Source organism: Bacillus sp. J41TS8 (assembly GCF_018333035.1).
Lineage (GTDB): Bacteria > Bacillota > Bacilli > Bacillales > Bacillaceae > Bacillus > Bacillus paralicheniformis.
Window position 1 is genome coordinate 104113 of record NZ_BORF01000002.1, and the last position, 19109, is coordinate 123221.

Annotated in this window: 22 protein-coding genes; 14 read left to right on the top strand and 8 right to left on the bottom strand. The window is 45.8% G+C overall.

The genetic code is table 11. The annotated features are described in order from the left end of the window. Window positions 1-360: 360 nt before the first annotated feature. On the top strand, window positions 361-480 hold the full coding sequence (locus KI350_RS04000) for a GapA-binding peptide SR1P (protein WP_003181418.1): 120 nt from the start codon (window positions 361-363) through the stop codon (window positions 478-480). Window positions 481-524: 44 nt separating this feature from the next. On the opposite strand, the gene KI350_RS04005 is transcribed toward KI350_RS04000, so the two are convergent. Beyond that, window positions 525-1997 carry an aminotransferase class I/II-fold pyridoxal phosphate-dependent enzyme gene (locus KI350_RS04005; RefSeq protein WP_025804456.1) on the bottom strand — a complete coding sequence of 491 codons (1473 nt, stop codon included), beginning with the start codon at window positions 1995-1997 and terminating at the stop codon, window positions 525-527. 255 nt (window positions 1998-2252) lie between these two features. Here KI350_RS04005 and KI350_RS04010 point away from each other — a divergent pair, with 255 nt between their 5' ends. Further along, on the top strand, window positions 2253-2528 hold the full coding sequence (locus tag KI350_RS04010; protein ID WP_003181422.1) for a UPF0223 family protein: 276 nt from the start codon (window positions 2253-2255) through the stop codon (window positions 2526-2528). A 51-nt stretch (window positions 2529-2579) separates the two neighbouring features. Here the strand turns inward: KI350_RS04010 and KI350_RS04015 are convergent, their stop codons facing one another. Then, window positions 2580-3215: a YktB family protein gene (locus KI350_RS04015; protein WP_003181424.1), complete on the bottom strand. Its 636-nt coding sequence runs from the start codon at window positions 3213-3215 to the stop codon at window positions 2580-2582. Between the two features lie 244 nt (window positions 3216-3459). Between KI350_RS04015 and KI350_RS04020 the strand changes: the two genes are divergently transcribed. The 6 genes from KI350_RS04020 (at window position 3460) to KI350_RS04045 (ending at window position 8156) form a co-directional block, all read left to right on the top strand. Next, the gene (locus KI350_RS04020) at window positions 3460-3648 is read left to right on the top strand and encodes a hypothetical protein (protein ID WP_003181425.1); all 189 of its coding nucleotides are present in this window, start codon (window positions 3460-3462) and stop codon (window positions 3646-3648) included. A gap of 141 nt (window positions 3649-3789) precedes the next feature. Continuing rightward, window positions 3790-4584 carry an inositol monophosphatase family protein gene (locus tag KI350_RS04025; protein WP_016885786.1) on the top strand — a complete coding sequence of 265 codons (795 nt, stop codon included), beginning with the start codon at window positions 3790-3792 and terminating at the stop codon, window positions 4582-4584. Further along, entirely contained in the window at window positions 4577-5044 is a 468-nt protein-coding gene (locus tag KI350_RS04030; RefSeq protein ID WP_016886442.1) for a GNAT family N-acetyltransferase, read from the top strand. Before KI350_RS04025 ends, KI350_RS04030 begins: the two co-directional genes overlap by 8 nt. A 108-nt stretch (window positions 5045-5152) precedes the next feature. Further along, the gene (locus tag KI350_RS04035; protein WP_044790043.1) at window positions 5153-7078 is read left to right on the top strand and encodes a hypothetical protein; all 1926 of its coding nucleotides are present in this window, start codon (window positions 5153-5155) and stop codon (window positions 7076-7078) included. Between the two features lie 261 nt (window positions 7079-7339). After that, window positions 7340-7855 (top strand): sigma-70 family RNA polymerase sigma factor, encoded by a 516-nt coding sequence (locus KI350_RS04040; RefSeq protein WP_003181440.1) that lies wholly within the window; start codon window positions 7340-7342, stop codon window positions 7853-7855. Window positions 7856-7859: 4 nt separating this feature from the next. Next, window positions 7860-8156: an anti-sigma factor family protein gene (locus KI350_RS04045; protein WP_003181442.1), complete on the top strand. Its 297-nt coding sequence runs from the start codon at window positions 7860-7862 to the stop codon at window positions 8154-8156. A gap of 73 nt (window positions 8157-8229) precedes the next feature. Here the strand turns inward: KI350_RS04045 and KI350_RS04050 are convergent, their stop codons facing one another. Beyond that, complete coding sequence (locus KI350_RS04050) at window positions 8230-8418, bottom strand: YlaF family protein (protein WP_003181444.1); 189 nt, start codon at window positions 8416-8418, stop codon at window positions 8230-8232. A gap of 161 nt (window positions 8419-8579) precedes the next feature. Between KI350_RS04050 and typA the strand changes: the two genes are divergently transcribed. Together typA and KI350_RS04060 are read left to right on the top strand one after the other, a co-directional pair. Continuing rightward, a complete protein-coding gene (typA, locus tag KI350_RS04055; protein WP_003181446.1) occupies window positions 8580-10418 on the top strand; it encodes a translational GTPase TypA in 1839 nt (612 codons plus the stop codon). A gap of 57 nt (window positions 10419-10475) precedes the next feature. After that, on the top strand, window positions 10476-10796 hold the full coding sequence (locus tag KI350_RS04060; protein WP_003181448.1) for a YlaH-like family protein: 321 nt from the start codon (window positions 10476-10478) through the stop codon (window positions 10794-10796). 21 nt (window positions 10797-10817) lie between these two features. Here the strand turns inward: KI350_RS04060 and KI350_RS04065 are convergent, their stop codons facing one another. The 4 genes from KI350_RS04065 to KI350_RS04080 form a co-directional block, all read right to left on the bottom strand. Next, a complete protein-coding gene (locus KI350_RS04065; RefSeq protein WP_016885783.1) occupies window positions 10818-11324 on the bottom strand; it encodes a MarR family transcriptional regulator in 507 nt (168 codons plus the stop codon). An 88-nt stretch (window positions 11325-11412) separates the two neighbouring features. After that, window positions 11413-12894 carry a monooxygenase gene (locus KI350_RS04070; protein WP_212930439.1) on the bottom strand — a complete coding sequence of 494 codons (1482 nt, stop codon included), beginning with the start codon at window positions 12892-12894 and terminating at the stop codon, window positions 11413-11415. Window positions 12895-13031: 137 nt separating this feature from the next. Beyond that, a complete protein-coding gene (locus tag KI350_RS04075) occupies window positions 13032-13238 on the bottom strand; it encodes a YlaI family protein (RefSeq protein WP_003181456.1) in 207 nt (68 codons plus the stop codon). A gap of 120 nt (window positions 13239-13358) precedes the next feature. Beyond that, window positions 13359-13973 carry a YhcN/YlaJ family sporulation lipoprotein gene (locus KI350_RS04080; RefSeq protein ID WP_003181458.1) on the bottom strand — a complete coding sequence of 205 codons (615 nt, stop codon included), beginning with the start codon at window positions 13971-13973 and terminating at the stop codon, window positions 13359-13361. 155 nt (window positions 13974-14128) lie between these two features. Between KI350_RS04080 and KI350_RS04085 the strand changes: the two genes are divergently transcribed. Further along, on the top strand, window positions 14129-15457 hold the full coding sequence (locus tag KI350_RS04085; RefSeq protein ID WP_212930440.1) for a PhoH family protein: 1329 nt from the start codon (window positions 14129-14131) through the stop codon (window positions 15455-15457). Window positions 15458-15600: 143 nt separating this feature from the next. Here the strand turns inward: KI350_RS04085 and KI350_RS04090 are convergent, their stop codons facing one another. Continuing rightward, window positions 15601-16083, bottom strand: coding sequence for a hypothetical protein (locus KI350_RS04090; RefSeq protein ID WP_003181462.1), 483 nt, complete (start codon window positions 16081-16083; stop codon window positions 15601-15603). Window positions 16084-16201: 118 nt separating this feature from the next. Between KI350_RS04090 and glsA the strand changes: the two genes are divergently transcribed. The 3 genes from glsA to KI350_RS04105 all read left to right on the top strand — a co-directional run bounded on the left by glsA (window position 16202) and on the right by KI350_RS04105 (window position 19087). After that, the gene (gene glsA, locus KI350_RS04095; RefSeq protein WP_003181464.1) at window positions 16202-17131 is read left to right on the top strand and encodes a glutaminase A; all 930 of its coding nucleotides are present in this window, start codon (window positions 16202-16204) and stop codon (window positions 17129-17131) included. Between the two features lie 132 nt (window positions 17132-17263). Beyond that, window positions 17264-17545, top strand: a complete 282-nt coding sequence (locus tag KI350_RS04100) for an Fpa/YlaN family protein (protein ID WP_003181465.1) — start codon at window positions 17264-17266, stop codon at window positions 17543-17545. A gap of 330 nt (window positions 17546-17875) precedes the next feature. Further along, the gene (locus tag KI350_RS04105; protein WP_003181467.1) at window positions 17876-19087 is read left to right on the top strand and encodes an FtsW/RodA/SpoVE family cell cycle protein; all 1212 of its coding nucleotides are present in this window, start codon (window positions 17876-17878) and stop codon (window positions 19085-19087) included. Window positions 19088-19109 lie beyond the last annotated feature (22 nt).

Sequence of the window (19109 nt, forward strand, 5' to 3'; positions counted from 1 at the left end):
CTCTATATAATGCAAGCCGATTTTCCTGTTCGATTAGTAAACAATTCCTATTTTATCATGATAATTGAAATAATTTTTCGTTGTTACCCATTTGTTACACAATTGATAACTGCCGTTTTATTTATGAGATGTTGTAGGTTGAGCGTGTTTGATGGGTACATCGTCGGAATCAGCCGGGAAGCGTTCTGCTTATACCTTAAGCAGGAATACATATATAACATGATGGCCTTTTTTTAGAAAAAGAGCAAAAATGTTTTAAATGTGTTATACAATTTACCGTTGACAATATTAATGTGACATAATATTATAGGGGTAACAAATTTAAACGCTTCCATTTTGAAAAGAAAAGGGGAATGAAAGATGGGCACGATCGTTTGTCAAGACTGCAATGAAACCATTCAGCATTTTGAAGATGAGAAAGTGACGATACTTTACGGAACGTGCGGACAGTGCAACTGCCATCTTAAAGAGGAAGAATAGAAAAAAGCATGCGGCCATTTACAGTGCCGCATGCTTTTATGTTTTTACAGGATTGCCTGCTGTTCTTTAATAACGCGGATCATATGGAGGGTGTCATCTTCCGGTCCCTGAACAGGCAGCCCAGCTTCCAGGTTCTTTTCGATGTAGTTGATATTATCCTCGGTAATGATCTCGCCCGGAATGAAGATCGGTATCCCTGGCGGATAAACCATAACAAACTCGGCAATCATTCTGCCAGCTGCTTTTTTGAACGGAATGATCTCCGTGTTTGCGTAAAAAGCGTCACGCGGTGTCATCGCAAGCGCCGGAATGTTTGGCAGAAGCACTTCAGGCTTGCGTCTGTTTTCCGCAGATGAAGCGGCCTGTTGAGCAATCTCGGTTAATCCTTTAATTAACGCATCTGCATCCTCTTTCCGGTCTCCCGGTGTAAAAATGCACAGGATGTTGTATAAGTCAGAAAGCTCCACTTCGATTTGGCATGACTCGCGCAGCCATTTTTCCACATCATGACCGGTCAGGCCGAGGTCTTTCACAGATATGATCAACTTGGTCGGATCATAGTCAAAAGCCGCTTTGGAGCCGAGGATTTCCCTCCCGACGCATGAAATCCCGTTGATATCATTGATGCGTTCCCTTGTTTCGTTGGCGAGCTTAATCGTTTGTTCGATCAGTTCGTGTCCCTCTGTGGCTAAGCGTTTTCTGGCGACATCAAGCGAAGCGAGCAATAGATAGGAGGTCGATGTCGTCGTCAGCATGCTTAAAATCGATTGCACCCTTTCCTTTGAAACCAGACCTTCTTTCATATTGAGAATCGAACTTTGTGTAAGGGATCCTCCGAGCTTATGAACGCTCGTCGCCGCCATATCCGCTCCGGCCTGCATTGCCGAAAGAGGCAGATCTTCATGGAAGTGGATATGAACGCCGTGCGCCTCGTCAACTAGCACCGGGACATGAAAAGAATGAGCAAGCTCGACGATGCTTTTTAAGTCTGCAGCTATGCCGAAATAAGTCGGGTTGATGACGAGCAGTCCTTTTGCGTCAGGATGCTCAAGCAGCGCTTTTTTCGCTGATTCAGGGGTGATCCCGTGTGAAATCCCCAGCTCATCGTCGATTTCCGGATGGATGAAGATCGGTACGGCGCCTGAGAAGACGATCGCTGACATCACCGATTTATGAACATTTCTCGGGACGATGATTTTGTCTCCGGGTCCGCATACGGCCATGACCATCGTCATGATGGCGCCGCTCGTTCCCTGGACGGAAAAGAACGTGTAGTCGGCTCCGAATGCTTCAGCCGCCAGATCCTGCGCCTGTTTGATTATTCCTTTCGGCGCGTGCAGATCGTCGAGAGGCTCGATGTTGATTAAATCTATGCTTAATGCATTTTCTCCGATAAACTCCCTGAATTCAGGGTCCATCCCAGAGCCTTTTTTGTGCCCCGGTATATGGAACTGGATTGGGTTTTTGCCGGCGTGTTTTTTTAATCCGGTATATAGGGGTGTTTCGTGCTGCAACAATTGTTTTCCCACCTTCATGATAAACCTGCTATTTCCTTAAAGACTAATCTTTATCAAAAATCGTTGAGTTATTTTGCGTTTTTGCTTGATGGCATAAAACAAATGAATTATATTATGTTCTTGAAAGAATGTAAAGAACATTTTATCATCTTTCCTGTAAGGGGCTTCTAGGTCCCTATGGATAGTCGCAAAAAAGAGAACCAATACTAAAGCTATACAAGCCGTCAGGCTGAACTGCACAAGGAGATGAACCAAATGGAAGAAGGGTACCAATATCCGATGAATGAAGACTGGAGCACAGAGGAAGCGATAGACGTCATATCGTTTTTTCAGGCGGTTGAGCTCGCTTATGAAAAAGGCGTAGAGCGAGACGTGCTGATGAGTGCTTACCGCCGCTTTAAAGAAATCGTTCCGGGAAAAGCGGAGGAAAAAAAGCTGTGCAGCCAGTTTGAAGAAGCGAGCGACTACTCTCCGTATCAAGCAGTCAAAAAAGCAAAGGAACAAACGGAAGATACGAAAATTAAAATGTAATGAGAAAATCCAAAACAAAAAGGGATGGCACCACCGGCCATCCCTTTTTGATTATACCGATACTTTCTGCGTCAGGCGGTAAAGGAAGGCGAGCTTTTCAAAAGCCGCTTCGATTTCGGATAGAAACGCCTCTTCACTCATATGCAGCACCTCGTCTTTAGAAAGCTGAATACCGCAAAGCGCTTCTGCTTTCTTCACGTTGACGAGCCGTTCAAACAGGTTTTCCAGATCTTTTTCATTCATCTCAGACTGTCTCTTGGCATCCGGTTTCGTATGATCGGCCGACCAGAAAAAGCGACTTGGAATGCTGCTCTCAATATCCGGCAGATGCTTCTTAAACAGCTGGCCGTATTCCTGCTTGAGAGGGGACTCATAGATCAATGCAAACCATACGAAAACGTGGGTTTCCCATAAACCAATTTGGAAATGCGGCAGCTTTTTATAGCCGCGCTTATTGTTTGCGAAAGCAACCCAGCTGTCGTTCGGCGGATTGACTGAGCGGCGCGCGTGCTTGGCGACGTGGACAAACATTTCGTCTCCTGTCAAAGCGGACAGAACAGGCGCAAAATGATCGCCGAGCCCTTGAAGTTTCGGGCGCACTGTGTCTTTCAGAACGCTCATCCGCGCATCTAAACCTTCTATTGTAAATGTACGAAAATCCTCTTCAGTAAAACGCAGACTGCTCATTGTGTTCCTCCTTGTCCAATCAGTAAAGATATTGTATCACAGTCGGCTTTTCAAACAAAAAATTACGTTTCGCCTTGCGGAATTTGGGGAATCGTTAGGTAAACACACAATTTTTAGAATAACGTTGCGAATGTTTGAGCACTTCATACGATATGAATAAGAAATTAATATATATCACGCTTAGGACTTAAAGCCAGAAGGATTCCTTTTGAAATCAATTTTCTCTGGAGGGGGCGTAGGGCACATGAAACCAATAGTAAAACAAGGATTGAAAGAGGAAAAAGACAATCGGGCCGCTGTTTGGAGGCTTGAGGTCGATTATGAACTTGCAACGCTTTTTGAAGCTATGGAAAAAAAGGATGAAACCCAAATCGAGTTGAGCAAGCGCAAACTGGAACGACTCAGAAAAGAATGGATCAGATTACATGGTTGAAACCATAATAAAAACGAACCGTTTGAGAGGTTCGTTTTTATCTGGGCTGCCTGGATATTTGTCATTTTTCTTGATTTTTCCCGGTTAATATCAGTATGCTATGAATAAATCAACAGGTATACATAGAAAAGAGGTAGTGTGATGACAAACTGGAAGGAAATCGATCGCCTGGCGAAAAGCTGGGTGAAAGAAGCTGGTCAGAGAATTAAGCAATCAATGAAAGAAAAGATGACGATTGAAACGAAATCGAATCCAAATGACCTTGTCACAAACATTGACAAGGAAACAGAGCGTTTTTTCATTGAAAAAATTCAATCGGTTTTTCCGGATCATCATATTCTTGGCGAAGAAGGCCAAGGGGACAAGCTCACATCTTTGGACGGCGTCGTTTGGATCATCGATCCGATCGATGGTACGATGAACTTTATTCATCAAAAACGCAATTTTGCGATTTCAATCGGCATTTTTGAAAACGGAAAAGGCAAAATCGGCTTGATTTATGATGTAACTCACGATGAGCTTTATCATGCTTTTCAAGGCGAGGGTGCTTACATAAACAATACAAAGCTCGGCAAGATGAAAGAAGTGCCGCTTGAGGAATCGATTCTGGCCATCAATGCGACATGGATCACCGAGAACAGACGGATCGATCCAAGCGTATTATCCCCGCTTGTCAGGCGCGTCAGAGGGACCCGTTCATACGGTTCAGCGGCTTTGGAACTCGCTTATGTAGCGGCAGGCAGAATGGATGTGTATGTGACGATGAGGCTCGCTCCTTGGGATTACGCTGCCGGCTGCATTCTGCTTGACGAGGTCGGCGGAACATATACAACCATTGACGGGAAACCGCTCAATTTTCTTGAAAACCACAGCATCGTAGCCGGCAATCCGGCAGCTCACCGGGCGATTTTCGACGAATATTTGCCGCATGAATAGCAGGTCTTTCTCTTCTTCTGATCTCGCCTTTTTTGAAGAGCTGGCCGAAGCGAGCCCCGGGTGGGTGAAGGAAGAGCTTGACGGAAGCAGCCTGGAACGCTATATGAGTGCTTATGCGATGTATAACGGTGAATGGCTCGTGTGGGAAGACGGGGGACTGCCGGCGGCTCTCAGCTTTCATCTCGAATGGGCGCCTTCTAATGGCAAGCCTTGGCTCGGAACGCTTCTTGTCCATCCCGATTTCCGCAAAAAAGGCCGGGCAAAAGAAGTGATCAAAACGATCGGAAAACGCTTGAGAGAAAAGGGGCATAAAGCGTTGTTTGCGGCAGTGCCTTATGAGAAAGACGAATGGTTGAACATGCTGGCCCGTTCAGGATTTGAACAGCTGAAAACGGAAAAAGATGAAAAGGGAAAACGATATTTGATCATGGTTTTGCCCCTTCCCTTGAGGCTGCAATGAGACTTGTTTAACAACAGGTCTCTTTTTTTTATGATTTTATGAAACAATATGCAGCGTCGTTTGTCTATAAAGATGAGGCCTTAATTTGATGTAAAGGAATTGTGGAAATTGATCGAACTATTTAGTGATTATGTGCTCCATTTTGAACGTTATTTTGTTTTAAGCAGACAGAGCATGCTTGTCATTCAGTGGTGTGTGACAGGCCTTGTCCTTTTGTATGCCGTGTCATTTCATCCGAAAGTGTGCAGGCGGCGCCTCTTTTTTTATGCAGGCATCGTTCTCAGGCTGATACTGGTTGGCGCCCTTTCGTTTGAATTGGCTCACCAAATGAAAGCCGCTGAGTTTTCAAACCTGTACATAGACGAACAAGATGCGCTTCTGCCTTTTATGCAGTTTTTGCTGTTCGGCTATATTTTGCTTGTCTCTTTTCATTATATGATGACACTCGCGGAAAAAGGGGGCAAGGGGCTGTTTTTTGCATTTGACATTGCGGTGATGGCGATGCCGCTTTTCCAATCGCTGTTCAGCTTTGCCGCCTATTTGAAGGAATTTGGAGCGGAGGAGCTTGAAGAATTGCCGCTCGTTCTGTTGTTGATTGTCGGAATACCGGGACTGATGATCTGCTTGTTTTTTCAGCTTTATTGGAAAAGAAACCGTTACGTTCTCCTTTTGATTTTTTATATTGTGACGATCGGCGGTTTCTTCATCAAAAAGCTTGGATACGAATTTTTTCCGCTGAACGTATTTCTGACAATGATCGGTTTTCTTATGACATATCACTTGCTGAATGACTCGAGAAAGCCTTTGTTGATGGTGAAGCGTGTTTTAGCCGCGGGCACCGCCGTATTTTTCACGCTTCACCTCAATCCTTTTTACAATTTGGCGGATGCCGCTTTTACAATCTCACACCCGGAGGTTTCAGACGTGGTTGATGCCAATTTTCGGCCTGTTTCGGTTAAAGAAGCGAAGCAGACTGTCAGCTCGTTTTTTCCGACAGAGAGCTTTATCTATTTGTCAGCTACCAACCAGGATTTTCATAACGTTTATCATTTCAAAACGAAAGATTACGATGCGGACGTTGACGGCTGGACGGGAATGATCACCAATTATCACAATCAAAAAAAGCCTAGCGGGAATATCCTGTCCGGTCAGGCATATATCAAGCGGTCGAAGCAATTTCTAAGGGAACACGGCCGCGAACTTGACAAACAAATCAAGGCAAAGGTCAGCCGTGATGACGGCGAAGCTACTGTTGAATTTTACCGTGAATGCGAGGATCCTGAATTAAGCACAATGTGGTTTACTTGGCGGAAGGAGACTCTGATGGGATTCCATGAGGACGCGTCTGTTTACAGCTTAGAAAGCGTGAACCAAGCCCGCGTTTCTGGTGAGGATATCGAGCGGGGAGTTGAAGCCGTCTATCGTAAGCTGGGCATACCCGTCTCATCTTATCGGCTGACAGATATTGATTTATTATTCCCATTCAGCCTCAACTCGGCATCCATCAACATAAAGACAAGTGACGGAATGGGGATGGAGTTCCACCCTGTAACAGGTGCATTAACGGCTATTTCGATCAAATCTGAAAGCGCCTTGCCTTATCGCGGACAAGAGCTTGAAAAACGCTTGCTTTCATTATTTGATCAAGACATTTCCAATCTGAAAAGGGTGGAGTTAGAAAAGGATCTGATAGAATTTCAGAAAAAAGAAAGCGATGCTGTGTTAAATACGGTCTGGACCATGACGAAACATGAAGAGGGAGCTTATCTGACGGTGAGAAAAAACTTTCAAAAAGCAGATGAAAAACCCCCCTACACGTATGCAGACGGGGAAAAAGCTTTTCAGAAAGTGTCTGAACGCTATCAAAAAGGGCTGGTCTATCATAAACGGACGAAGCTTGTAATCGTTTCAGACGGGGATCAAAAGAGCCGTTATGCGTGGCTTGTCATCATCCAGCCGTTCGGCTCAAATGAACATGACGCATACTTGGTTGATGCCGAGACAGATGAGGTGAAACATTTTGATGACAAATGAAGAAAAAAAAGCGGTGTTTATCGATTTGTATGAGCTCTATCAAGAAAGTGAACTGGAAGAGGAAACGATGATCTGGATGAAAGAGCATGAGCAGTTTTTTCAGGATCAGGCTGAAGCGGCAGCAGCCGGGAATAGAGAGCTCCCCGGCATGCAAAAAACAGATGATCATCAGAAGCTCCTTCATATCAAGATTTTTGTTTACTCGTTATATGGTGCTTTCCTGCTCCTATCGATTTGGATGACGGTGTGGTTTTTTTCTAAATGGCTCACAATAAAAAACAGACGATTGAAGAACTGTACAGGGAATATTATCATGACATCATGTACTATTTGTACAGGCGAACCCATCAGCTTGAGACGGCGAAAGACCTGGCGCAGGATACGTTTCTAAAAGCTTTTGCGGGCCTGGAGTCTTTCAGGGGCCATTCCTCGATCAAAACATGGCTGTATACGATCGCACATCATACGTTTATCAACTGGTACAGAAAAGATAAAAAAATCCAATTTTCCGACGTGGCGGCCTGCGGCGATATGGAACAGCACACATTTGAAATGCCTGAGCGCCATTTGGCAAACGCCATAATGCAGGAAGAGCTGAAACATCACATTGACCGGCTGAAAGAAGATTACCAGACTGTCCTCATTTTAAGAGAGTTTCAAGAGCTGTCATACGAGGAAATAGCGGAAGTGCTGAATTGGAAACTGTCAAAGGTAAAAACCAATCTTCACCGGGCCCGCCTGGAGCTGAAAAAAAGCTTGGAAGGCAGGGAGGTTTAACAATATGAAATGCCATCTTGTAAGAGATTTACTGCCTTTATACATAGAAGGCGATTGCAGCCGCAAAACGGAACGTTTGGTTGCCGCACACATTAAGACATGCGAGGATTGCCGGGAAATGTACGACATGATGAGGGAACCTGTCAATTTTCATGATGACGGAGGATTGCCAAAGGAAGCAGAAGAAGCGGAAGAACAAAAGTTCAGGAAAGCGTATTATCAAAGGCTGATTCTCAAAGGGGCAGCGCTGTTTGGCGGGGGCTACTTGCTGATGCTTTTGATTTACTTATTCTTTTTATAAGAACTGGCGGCAACCAGCCGCCGGTTTTTTGATATAAAATCAAAAGCCCCTTCATTCGGTAGGGGCTTCTTTCCTATTCAAGCAGGCCTTTTTCGCGCATTCTTTTTTTCAGTGTAAAACCGCTTCCCATAATGACGATCAGAATCGCGATGGCGATTGCGACGCCGGCTGCGCTTTTTTCGGCGACTGCAACTCCGATCATCATGATGCTGATCACTGCAGCAAGTGCGAATAATAAGAAAATCCATTTGATTTGTTTCACTGTTTTTCCATCCCCTTAGTATGAAGTCTACTGTTAGTTTACAGAAAATCGCGCTGGATAGAAAGGGGCAATGGGAGCTGAAAATTTGAAACAAATTGAAATAACTTTGTTTGTCAGTTATAATATGAAAGATTATCTGAATTTTTTTAGGAGATGAAAATGTGAAACTTCGAGAAGATCTTCGCAATATCGCTATTATCGCCCACGTTGACCATGGAAAAACGACGCTGGTGGATCAGCTCCTCCATCAGGCCGGTACATTCCGTGCAAATGAAAACGTGGCTGAGCGCGCCATGGATTCCAATGATTTGGAAAGAGAGCGCGGCATTACGATTTTAGCGAAAAATACGGCGATTAATTATAAAGATACACGCATTAATATTTTGGATACTCCGGGACACGCAGATTTCGGCGGGGAAGTTGAACGGATCATGAAAATGGTCGACGGCGTTCTGCTTGTTGTCGACGCTTATGAAGGCTGCATGCCGCAAACCCGCTTTGTGCTGAAAAAAGCACTTGAGCAAAACTTGACGCCGATCGTTGTTGTCAATAAGATCGACCGCGATTTTGCCCGTCCTGAAGAGGTCGTTGACGAAGTGCTCGATTTGTTTATCGAGCTAGATGCAAATGAAGAACAGCTTGAATTCCCGGTTGTTTACGCTTCTGCGATCAACGGCACCGCGTCAGCAGATCCGAAGCAGCAGGATGAAAACATGGAGGCTTTATTCGAAGCGATTGTCAACCATATTCCTTGTCCTGTCGATAACCATGAGGAGCCTTTGCAGTTCCAGGTGGCTCTGCTTGACTACAATGATTATGTCGGCCGTATCGGAATCGGACGCGTGTTCAGAGGAACGATGAAGGTCGGACAGCAAGTTGCTTTAATGAAGCTTGACGGTTCTGTCAAGCCGTTCCGCGTCACGAAAATCTTCGGTTTCCAGGGCTTGAAGAGAGTCGAGATTGAAGAAGCGAAAGCCGGCGACCTTGTCGCTGTATCAGGAATGGAAGACATCAATGTCGGAGAAACCGTCTGCCCGATTGAGCATCAAGAGGCGCTTCCGGTTCTTCGCATTGACGAACCGACGCTTCAAATGACGTTTGCGGTTAACAACAGTCCTTTTGCCGGTCGCGAAGGAAAATATGTCACGGCCAGGAAGATTGAAGAGCGGCTTGAACAGCAGCTGCAGACAGATGTCAGCCTTCGAGTCGATCCGACGCCATCTCCTGACGCATGGATCGTGTCAGGACGCGGTGAGCTGCATTTGTCGATTTTAATCGAAAACATGCGCCGCGAAGGCTTTGAACTGCAAGTATCGAAGCCGGAAGTCATCATTAAAGAAATCGACGGCGTTCGCTGTGAGCCTGTTGAACGCGTACAAATCGATGTGCCTGAAGAGCATACCGGATCTGTAATGGAATCAATGGGTGCGCGCAAAGGTGAAATGATCGACATGATCAATAACGGAAACGGGCAAGTCCGCCTGATTTTCAATGTCCCTTCACGCGGATTAATCGGCTACTCAACCGAATTCCTTTCCCTTACACGCGGTTTCGGGATTTTAAATCATACGTTTGACAGCTATCAGCCGGTTGAGCCGGGGCAAGTCGGCGGGCGCCGCCAAGGCGTGCTTGTCTCAATGGATACCGGGAAAGCTTCAGCCTACGGCATTCAAGGCGTTGAAGAGCGCGGCGTGATTTTTGTCGAGCCGGGCACAGAAGTATATGAAGGCATGATCGTCGGCGAGCACAACCGTGAAAACGACCTTGTCGTCAACATCAACAAAATGAAGCAGCAGACAAACGTGCGCTCAGCGACGAAAGATCAGACGGTCAGCATGAAAAAACCGCGTATCATGTCGCTTGAAGAATCGCTTGAATACTTGAACGAGGATGAGTACTGCGAAGTCACACCTGAATCCATCAGATTGAGAAAGAAAATTCTCGACAAAAACGAACGCGAAAAAGCAGCGAAAAAGAAAAAGCTGGCAGGATTGTCGTAATATTTGCAGAACCTAAAAAAAGAGCAACCCAACTAAGCAAAGGGGAGGGGAATCTTTTTGACTGATGTAAGTGAACGGCTGTCGTTTTTTGCCGCTCTCTATAAAGTGGACCAGAATCCCGAGGCGGGAATGTGGTGGCTTTATGCCACCATCTTCGTCCTGTCTGCGGTCGTCTTTAAACTGGGTTTCGCCAAACGGCTGCCGCTGTTGAAAACGGCGATCATTTACTTTTTTCTGGCATTAGGCTGTACGTTTTTAACTTTTTTCGGCGTTTTTCTGCCGGTTGGAGAAGGGCTGATCGTAGCTGTTTTAATCCTTTCGATTTATAAAATCCGCCTGCACCGTTCGAAAAAAGAGCAGACGGGGGCGAATACGTAGAAAAGACATAGCCTTCTTCGGCTATGTCTTTTCTGTATCCGCGAGAAAATCCGCCGTTAATAAGTCCCGAAACAAAGCCCTGGCAAAAAGGATCTCATCAGATGAATACCGGCTTAAAAATCGTTTAAATCTTTGTTCGATTTTATCGTGCTCCCGCTGGTGAAGGTGATGGATGCTTCTCCCTTTATGGCTTAAACGGAAGTAGATTTCTTTTTTATTATCGCTGAGCTGTGTTTTGCTGACGAGCCCTTTTTCGGTCAGCTTTGCGGTGATCCTTGAGACCGTCGCTTTTGAAAATTCCATCTTCTCGGAAATCGAGGTGACGTTGATCGGTTCGTGGTCGCCAATGCAGCTGATCGTATGGATGTCAGACATATTGAGTCTCATTTCAGCTCCGAATTCGCGCTCCATCTTTTTCATTTCTGCGGAGATGCGCTCTTTCATGACGGTTTCTTGCTGCTCCTGCTGATGAATGAGCCTGATGTACAGGTCAAATATTTCTTGTTTGGCGTGTGTTAAATGTTCCATGCAGAAAACCGGCTCCTTTAATCGATTATTCTGCTTTGATTATACCATTTTGTTACGCGTGAAACAAAATGGTTAAACAGATTGCAGATTAAGCGTTTCCGCACCAGCGGCGGATTCCATCGGCAATCAATTGCTCCGCGTTTTCCAGGGATTCGTCCACAGCCCAGGCTATGTGGCCGTCGGGGCGGATCAGCGCTGCTTTTACGCCATTCCATTCAGGCCGTCCGTCAATCGCTTTCAGTTGCATAAGCCGGACATGAGGCAGTCTGGAAAATTCCTTCGGTTCTTTTCCGAATGCTGCTAATAAGAAACGTCCATCGCGGTGAAATGTGTAAAGTCGTTTGACAGTACCATCTGAAAGGGTCAGGTCAATATCGGGCAGGCGTTTACCGTTCAGCTCATGTTCAGGCATTTTTTCATCTGCATCATACTGCACGCTGAGCGCTGCAATTTGTTCTGCCAGATAGCGATTGACGTCTGAAAATCCGAGTATGCTGGATAGCAATTCACGGAGGTACAGCCCTTCACGCGTAAAATCAAACAGCTTTGTTTGGATTTGTGTATTGACGATCAGCGCTTTGCCGACAGGGTGTCTTTCATGATGGTAACTGTCAAGCAGCCAGCCGGGACACCGTCCGTTGATCTTTGCTGCGAGCTTCCAGCCAAGGTTCATCGCATCTTGAAGCCCGACATTTAAACCTTGTCCACCTGCGGGAAAATGTATATGCGCGGCATCTCCAGCTAAAAAAATTCTGCCGGAACGGTAATGCTCCGCCAACTTGCTGGCATTTCCGAAGCGGGACATCCAAACCGGGCTGTTAATTCCAAAGTCCGTACCGCAAATGCGGCTGAGTTCTTTTTTTAATTCTTCCAGTGTGACGGGCTCGTGAAGCAAAGCTTGGGGCATATGCGGCGCCGTTATGAGGACGCGGAAAATGCCGCCGTCTAAAGGCACGATCACAACGCCGCCTTCACGGTTCACGCAAGTATAGAAATGCGATTCCGGCGGATTTTCAAGCGACACATCACCAAGCATTGCGGTGATATTCGCATCAGTTCCGGAAAAAGCGATGCGCGCCTGCTTGCGGATGGTACTTCCGGCCCCGTCAGCACCGACGATATAGGAAGCGGTTAGTAAGGACAGGCCGTCCGGACCCTGGACGACAAGCTCGGCGGTGTCTTCATGCTCGCGGACAGCGAGAACTTCATGACCGCGAAGGATGCAGACACCGAGATTCCTCGCGTGTTCCTCAAGCACCTTCTCAGTTTCGTACTGGGGGATGAACAGTGTAAAATTGGCTCGCGTGTCAAGCGCAGAAAAATCCAATCCAGTCTTCAGACCTGCAAAGTGCCCCGAACCGAGCGGCTTGCCAATTTCCTTAAATCGTTCTCCAAGCCCCCTCATTTCAAGTATTTCGATTGAGCGAGGATGCAGTGTGAGCGCTTTTGAGAATGGAGAAGGCTCATTCAGCCGTTCGACAATACAGGTCCGGACGCCGGCCAAAGCCAGCTCGGAAGCCGTCAGCAGACCGACGGGGCCGCCGCCTGCAATCAATACATCAAAATCCATGATCAATCACTCCTTTTTTGTTGCATATGAAACAATTTTAAAATACTACAAATGAAAATTTTTATCAACTATATTCTGTTATTTTGTTACTTATGTAACAAAAAGAGATAAAAAAAGCATGGAGCTTGTCCATGCTTTTATGACTTGATCTGCTCTTTATCTTTTCTGTGCGGATATAACTTAAAACGGCCGGTTTTCATCCGGTTTTCGGTTTTGATTTTAATTCTTTCGCTGCATTCATGGCACATATAGGTATGTATCGGCCGGTTTCGGAGACGTTTGGCAATGAGTGTGTCGTCATCGATTTTTTCGATTTTGTCACACAATGAACACTTTACCCTCACTTGATTCACCTCGCTTACGATCCATTATACCTTAATCGATCTGACAAATAAATTTTCTCTATTAGAAAAAAGGAAAAAGCCTGTACCGTCAAGAAAACAGTGGCACAGGCTTTTTTAAAGTTATTGCTGCCGATTTTTCATATGTTTGTTCGATTGATTATTCTGCTTCTTTTCGAGTTGTTTTTGGTTTCTCTCATTCAGCTGGTCGTTGTTGGATTTTGTAGGATTTGTTTGCTGGTTGTCTGTTGCGTCGTTCGGCACTTCAGGAAGGACGCGCCCGACAATGGCTGCCAGCTCATCGAGAATCCCTTTGACAGGACGTCCCGCTTGAATTTCTCTGCCCATTGCCCGCAGGCGGTTTACAGTGTCGGGATCCGCGACAACGGCGGCGTTTGCTCCATAAGGGTCATTCTGCAGAGCTTCAGCGACCGAATACTTAATGGATTCGACTTTGCTGCGTTCCAAATTGTCTTTCACATCAATTCCGACGACGGAGAGCCTGCCTAGCACGACGGCGGTCGCATCATTGACACCCGGAACGCTTTCGGTGATCTTTACAAGGCGCCGTGAGATGGCTTGTCCGTCTTCGCGGTTCACCGGCTCCTGGGCGCTGTTTTTTACATGAATCGGTCTGTTGCCGGGAAGCTCATTTGCTTCATTTCGGGCATTATTTTGAATGCCGCAGGCTGAAAGCAGCATAACGGTTTGAATTAGGATCAAAAAAAAGATTCGCACTTGAGGTTGCCTCCTTAAAAATGCTTTCATTAATTTTTATTGTTGAATTAACCTTCTATCTTTATTCACAAAAACATATATTTTAGCGGGCGCTCCATCAGCTTTTAACCCAAATGAAAATAAAAGGCTAAAAATCCTGATCAGGAGGCGGAAGATTGAGTAAAATTTATGTGCTAGATACGAATGTGTTATTGCAGGATCCGAATTCAATCTTTTCTTTTGAAGATAACGAGGTCGTCATCCCGGCTGTCGTATTGGAGGAAGTCGATTCAAAGAAACGTTACATGGATGAAATTGGGAGGAATGCAAGGCGCGTATCTAAATTGATAGATGATTTGCGTTTAAAAGGAAAGCTGTATGAAAATGTTCCTCTCCCTAACGGAGGAAGCTTGAGAATGGAGCTTAACCATCGCTCTTTTCAGCAGCTTCAGGAAATCTTTATCGAAAAAACTAGCGACAACCGGATTTTAGCCGTAGCGAAAAACCTCAGCCTTGAAGAAGAAACGAAAGAAGGCGGCAGACCGGTTATTCTTGTCAGCAAAGATATGCTGATCCGCGTCAAAGCCGATGCCATCGGGTTGATGTCAGAGGATTTTTTGCACGACAGGGTTGTCGACAATGATGATATATACAGCGGTTATACGGACGTGTACATTCGCTCGGATCAGATGAATTCATTTTTTGAACATCATTATTTGCAGCTTGACGAAATCAGCGAGGAGCCGCTGTGTCCGAACCAGTTTGTCGTCATGAAGGACGCGCTCGGCGGATCATCTTCTGCGGTTGGAATCGTAGATCAAAGCGGAAAAGCCGTTAAAAAGCTTGTTTTTGACCAGGAGCAGGTTTGGGGCATCCGTTCCCGAAACGTACAGCAGACGATGGCGTTGGAACTTCTATTAAGACAAGATATTCCGCTTGTCACCCTGATCGGAAAAGCCGGCACAGGAAAAACACTGCTTGCGCTGGCAGCCGGATTGCTGCAGACAGAGGATCTGGGGAATTTTAAAAAACTTGTTGTCACAAGGCCGATCGTTCCTGTCGGAAAAGATCTCGGCTATCTTCCGGGTGAAAAAGAAGAAAAACTTCGACCGTGGGTCCAGCCTATTTTTGATAACCTGGAATACTTGTTCAATGCAAAAAAACCGGGGGAACTTGATGATATTTTGGCGGGGATGGGCTCCATTCAAGTCGAAGCCCTTACTTATATAAGGGGCAGAAGCATTCCCGACCAATTCATCATCATTGATGAGGCCCAAAATCTGACCAAGCATGAAGTCAAAACGCTTCTGACACGCGTCGGGGAAGGCAGCAAAATCGTATTGATGGGAGATACCGAACAGATCGATCATCCTTATTTGGATGCGATGAACAACGGCCTGGCCTATGTAGTAGAGCGCTTTAAAGATCAAAAAATTTCCGGAAACGTGAAGCTTTTAAAAGGAGAGCGCTCCCGGCTTGCAAGGCTTGCAGCAGACCTGCTGTAAATAAAAAAACCGGGCTTTTAACCCGGGTTTCAACTTGCATGGCACGCCGGCCGGGTCGTCTGCAAAAGCCGAAAACCCGGCCGGGAAAAGAAGAGGCGGAGTTTTTTCCCCGCCTCCGGCGCACCCGTTACAGTGTTGCCGCTTTAAATAATGTGAATTTCTTTTACTCGTTTCACAGGATTCATCTTGTTAGAACCGTCGGGAAAATAAACGTGTACAGGCCCGTCTTCGCCAAGCGGCTTGCCTTTGTTGCTGAAGCAGAGAATCATGCCGCCCGCTTCTTCAATTGGAACGGAAACGTCTTCACCTTCCGTTTTGAAGAGGCATTTGACGGCGGAGCCTGACACCTCCGCGTTTTTCAAAAAAGGCTCAAGCTTGATTCCGAAAGTGCCGTCAAGCAATTTTTCCTTTTCATACTTTTTCTCTGATTTCAGCGTCGGCGGCGATACAGCACCTTCTCTGATTTGCCGTTCCCGGTCAATCACAAGGTCGTCATCTTCATCCTGTACCTCTCCGAAATGTGAAAAGAACTGCTCGAGATCGAATTTTCGGTCATCAAAAATCCAGACGCTCGGATCGAGCGTAATCGGATACTTTACATTTCCTGTGATCGTTACAATGCTCATGTCTCTACCACTCCCTCACAAAAAATTATAAGCGCTTTCTTTCGAATTGTCACTTCTCATAACAAAAGCCCTCTCCGGGAAAGATAACAGCAATGACGCTCGGATGGAGGGAAAAAACTTGAATTGCCGGCATAATGAGGAGCTCGAATATTTTGTCACAGAAGCGAAAAAAGTGACGGACAAAGGAAAGGTTGCATCTTACATACCGGCTTTGGCCGAATTATCGGAGGACGATTTATCGGCGGCGGTCTACTTTACCGACGGGACTTGTATATCAGCGGGGGATGTGGAAAAAGCATTCACTCTGCAAAGCATATCAAAAGTATTGTCGCTTGCCCTCGTTCTGATCGATCACGGACCGGAAAAAGTGTTTCATTACGTAGGACAAGAGCCGACTGGCGATCCGTTTAACTCCATCATCAAGCTTGAAACCGTCAACCCGGGGAAGCCGCTGAATCCGATGATAAACGCAGGAGCATTGGTGGTCACAAGCATGATTAAAGGAGAGACGAACGCTGATAAGATCGGGAGACTGCTTGATTTTATTAAAAAACTTGCAAACAACCGGAGCATTACCGTTTGCGGGAAGGTCGCCGAATCTGAATTTGAAACCTCGATGGTCAACAGGGCGATGTGCTATTACATGAAAGAGCACGGCATTTTTCAGGCTGAGGTTGAGGATGTTATGGATGTTTATACAAAACAGTGCGCCATTGAAATGAACAGCCTGGACCTGGCAAAAATCGGCTCTGTTTTTGCTTTGAACGGCAAGCATCCCGAAACGGGAGAACAAATCATACCGAAGGATATCGCGAGAATTTGCAAGACATTTATGGTGACATGCGGAATGTATAATGCCAGCGGCGAATTCGCAATCAAAATCGGAATTCCCGCCAAAAGCGGGGTTTCAGGGGGCATCATGGGGCTATCCCCATACCGTTTCGGCATCGGCATCTTCGGGCCTTCGCTCGATGAAAAGGGAAACAGCATTGCCGGAATCCGGCTTTTAGAGCTATTATCTGCGAATTACAGCTTAAGCATTTTTTAAAACGTTAGCGGAAGCTTAAAAAGCGAGTCTTTGAAATACGGCGAAAGGACAGAAATAGCTTGCTTTTTTTCGGCTGAGGCTTTATCATAAATAGAAGAATTAGGTACTCGCCTGGGGAACGGAGGGATACTTTTGGCGTCTGAGATTGTAGTCGACCATCGTGAAAAAGCACTTGCTCTGTTAAAACGTGATGCTGATAAAATCTTAAAGCTGATTCAAGTGCAAATGGACAACTTAACGATGCCTCAATGTCCTCTTTATGAAGAGGTTTTAGATACACAAATGTTCGGACTCTCTAGAGAAATTGATTTTGCTGTCCGCCTTGGATTAGTGGATGAAGAAGAGGGGAAAGAACTGCTTTACAGGCTGGAGCGTGAATTGTCTGCATTACATGATGCATTTACAAAAAAATAAATGAACACCTCAGAAGAATCTTTCTGTCTGAGTCAGCTTGTCGACGACGTTTCGATAGAAACAAACTGCCGGCAGGCTTTTTTTATTATGGAATGAGAAAGAAAACGCCAGTTGATGAAGGAATGGCCGCTGTTCACGCCGAATAAACGAAGACGCATGATTTGCCGATAAAAAAATAGAATGGCAGTCTTGGAACAGACGGACTTTTCTTTCTGAGGAGATTCGAAGTCTTATGAAAAGGGTATCTTTCGTGCTTTTTAAGAAAGTGTAGTAAAATAACGAAGGAACTACCACAAACACATTTTGAAGGCAAGTAAGGAAGAGGATAATATGATAAAAAGAATGCTCAAATCCTATGATTATTCATTAATCTTCGCTGTATTCCTGCTGTGCGGGTTCGGGCTCGTCATGGTGTACAGTTCAAGCATGATCACGGCCGTGACAAGGTACGGACAAAACAGCAGCTACTTTTTTGACAGGCAGCTGATGTTTTTGGCGCTCGGAACCGTCATATTTTTATGCGCGGCGCTTTTTCCGTATAAGGCTTTTGCCAATCAAAAATTCCAAAAGTTTTTGCTGCTCATTTCCGTCGTCGCTTTGTTCGGGCTGTTTGTTGTCGGACATGTGGCCGGGAATGCCCAAAGCTGGTTCAGGGTTTCGAATTACGGCATCCAGCCGGGGGAGTTTGTCAAGCTGACCGTCATCTTGTATCTTTCTTCCGTCTACGCCAAAAAGCAAAGCTATATTGACAACTTGGGAGCCGGAATCGCCCCTCCTGCGATCATCACGCTCTTCATTTGCGCCTTGGTCGCTGCTCAGCCGGATGTGGGAACGGCCTTTATCATCGCTTTAATCGCATTGTGCATCATTTTGTGCTCGGGATTCAGCGGCAAAACGCTGTTAAAGCTCGTGCTTTTGGCCGGGATTGTCCTTGTGCTCGTCAGCCCGCTCATTTATTTCAACTGGGACAGCATTTTAACAGAAGGACGGATGAAGCGGTTTGAAAGCTATCAAAACCCGTTTAAAGATGCGGGAGATTCGGGCTTTCAAGTCGTCAACTCCTACTTGGCGATCGGTTCCGGGGGACTGTTCGGCCTGGGCCTCGGCGAGAGCGTCCAGAAGTATGGGTATCTGCCTGAAACGCACACCGATTTTATTATGGCGATCATCGCCGAGGAGCTCGGTATTTTCGGTGTCCTTTTTGTCGTGCTGCTGCTTTCTTTCATCGTTTTAAAAGGGTTTTATATAGCGAGGAAATGCGATGATCCGTTTGGAAGCCTGCTCGCGATCGGCATATCGAGCATGATCGCCATCCAGTCTTTCGTGAACCTGGGCGGCATATCCGGCTTGATTCCTTTGACAGGGGTGACGCTTCCGTTTATCAGCTACGGAGGGTCATCGCTCATTCTGCTGATGGCAAGCGCGGGGATATTGGTGAACATCAGCATGTTTAATGAATATTTTGATCGGTTCAAACGAAAACAGCCTGTCAATACTACAAAAACGAAAGAAAATCAATATAAAAAAAGTATAAATTTTTAAAAAACTAAGCGTGTACAATGAC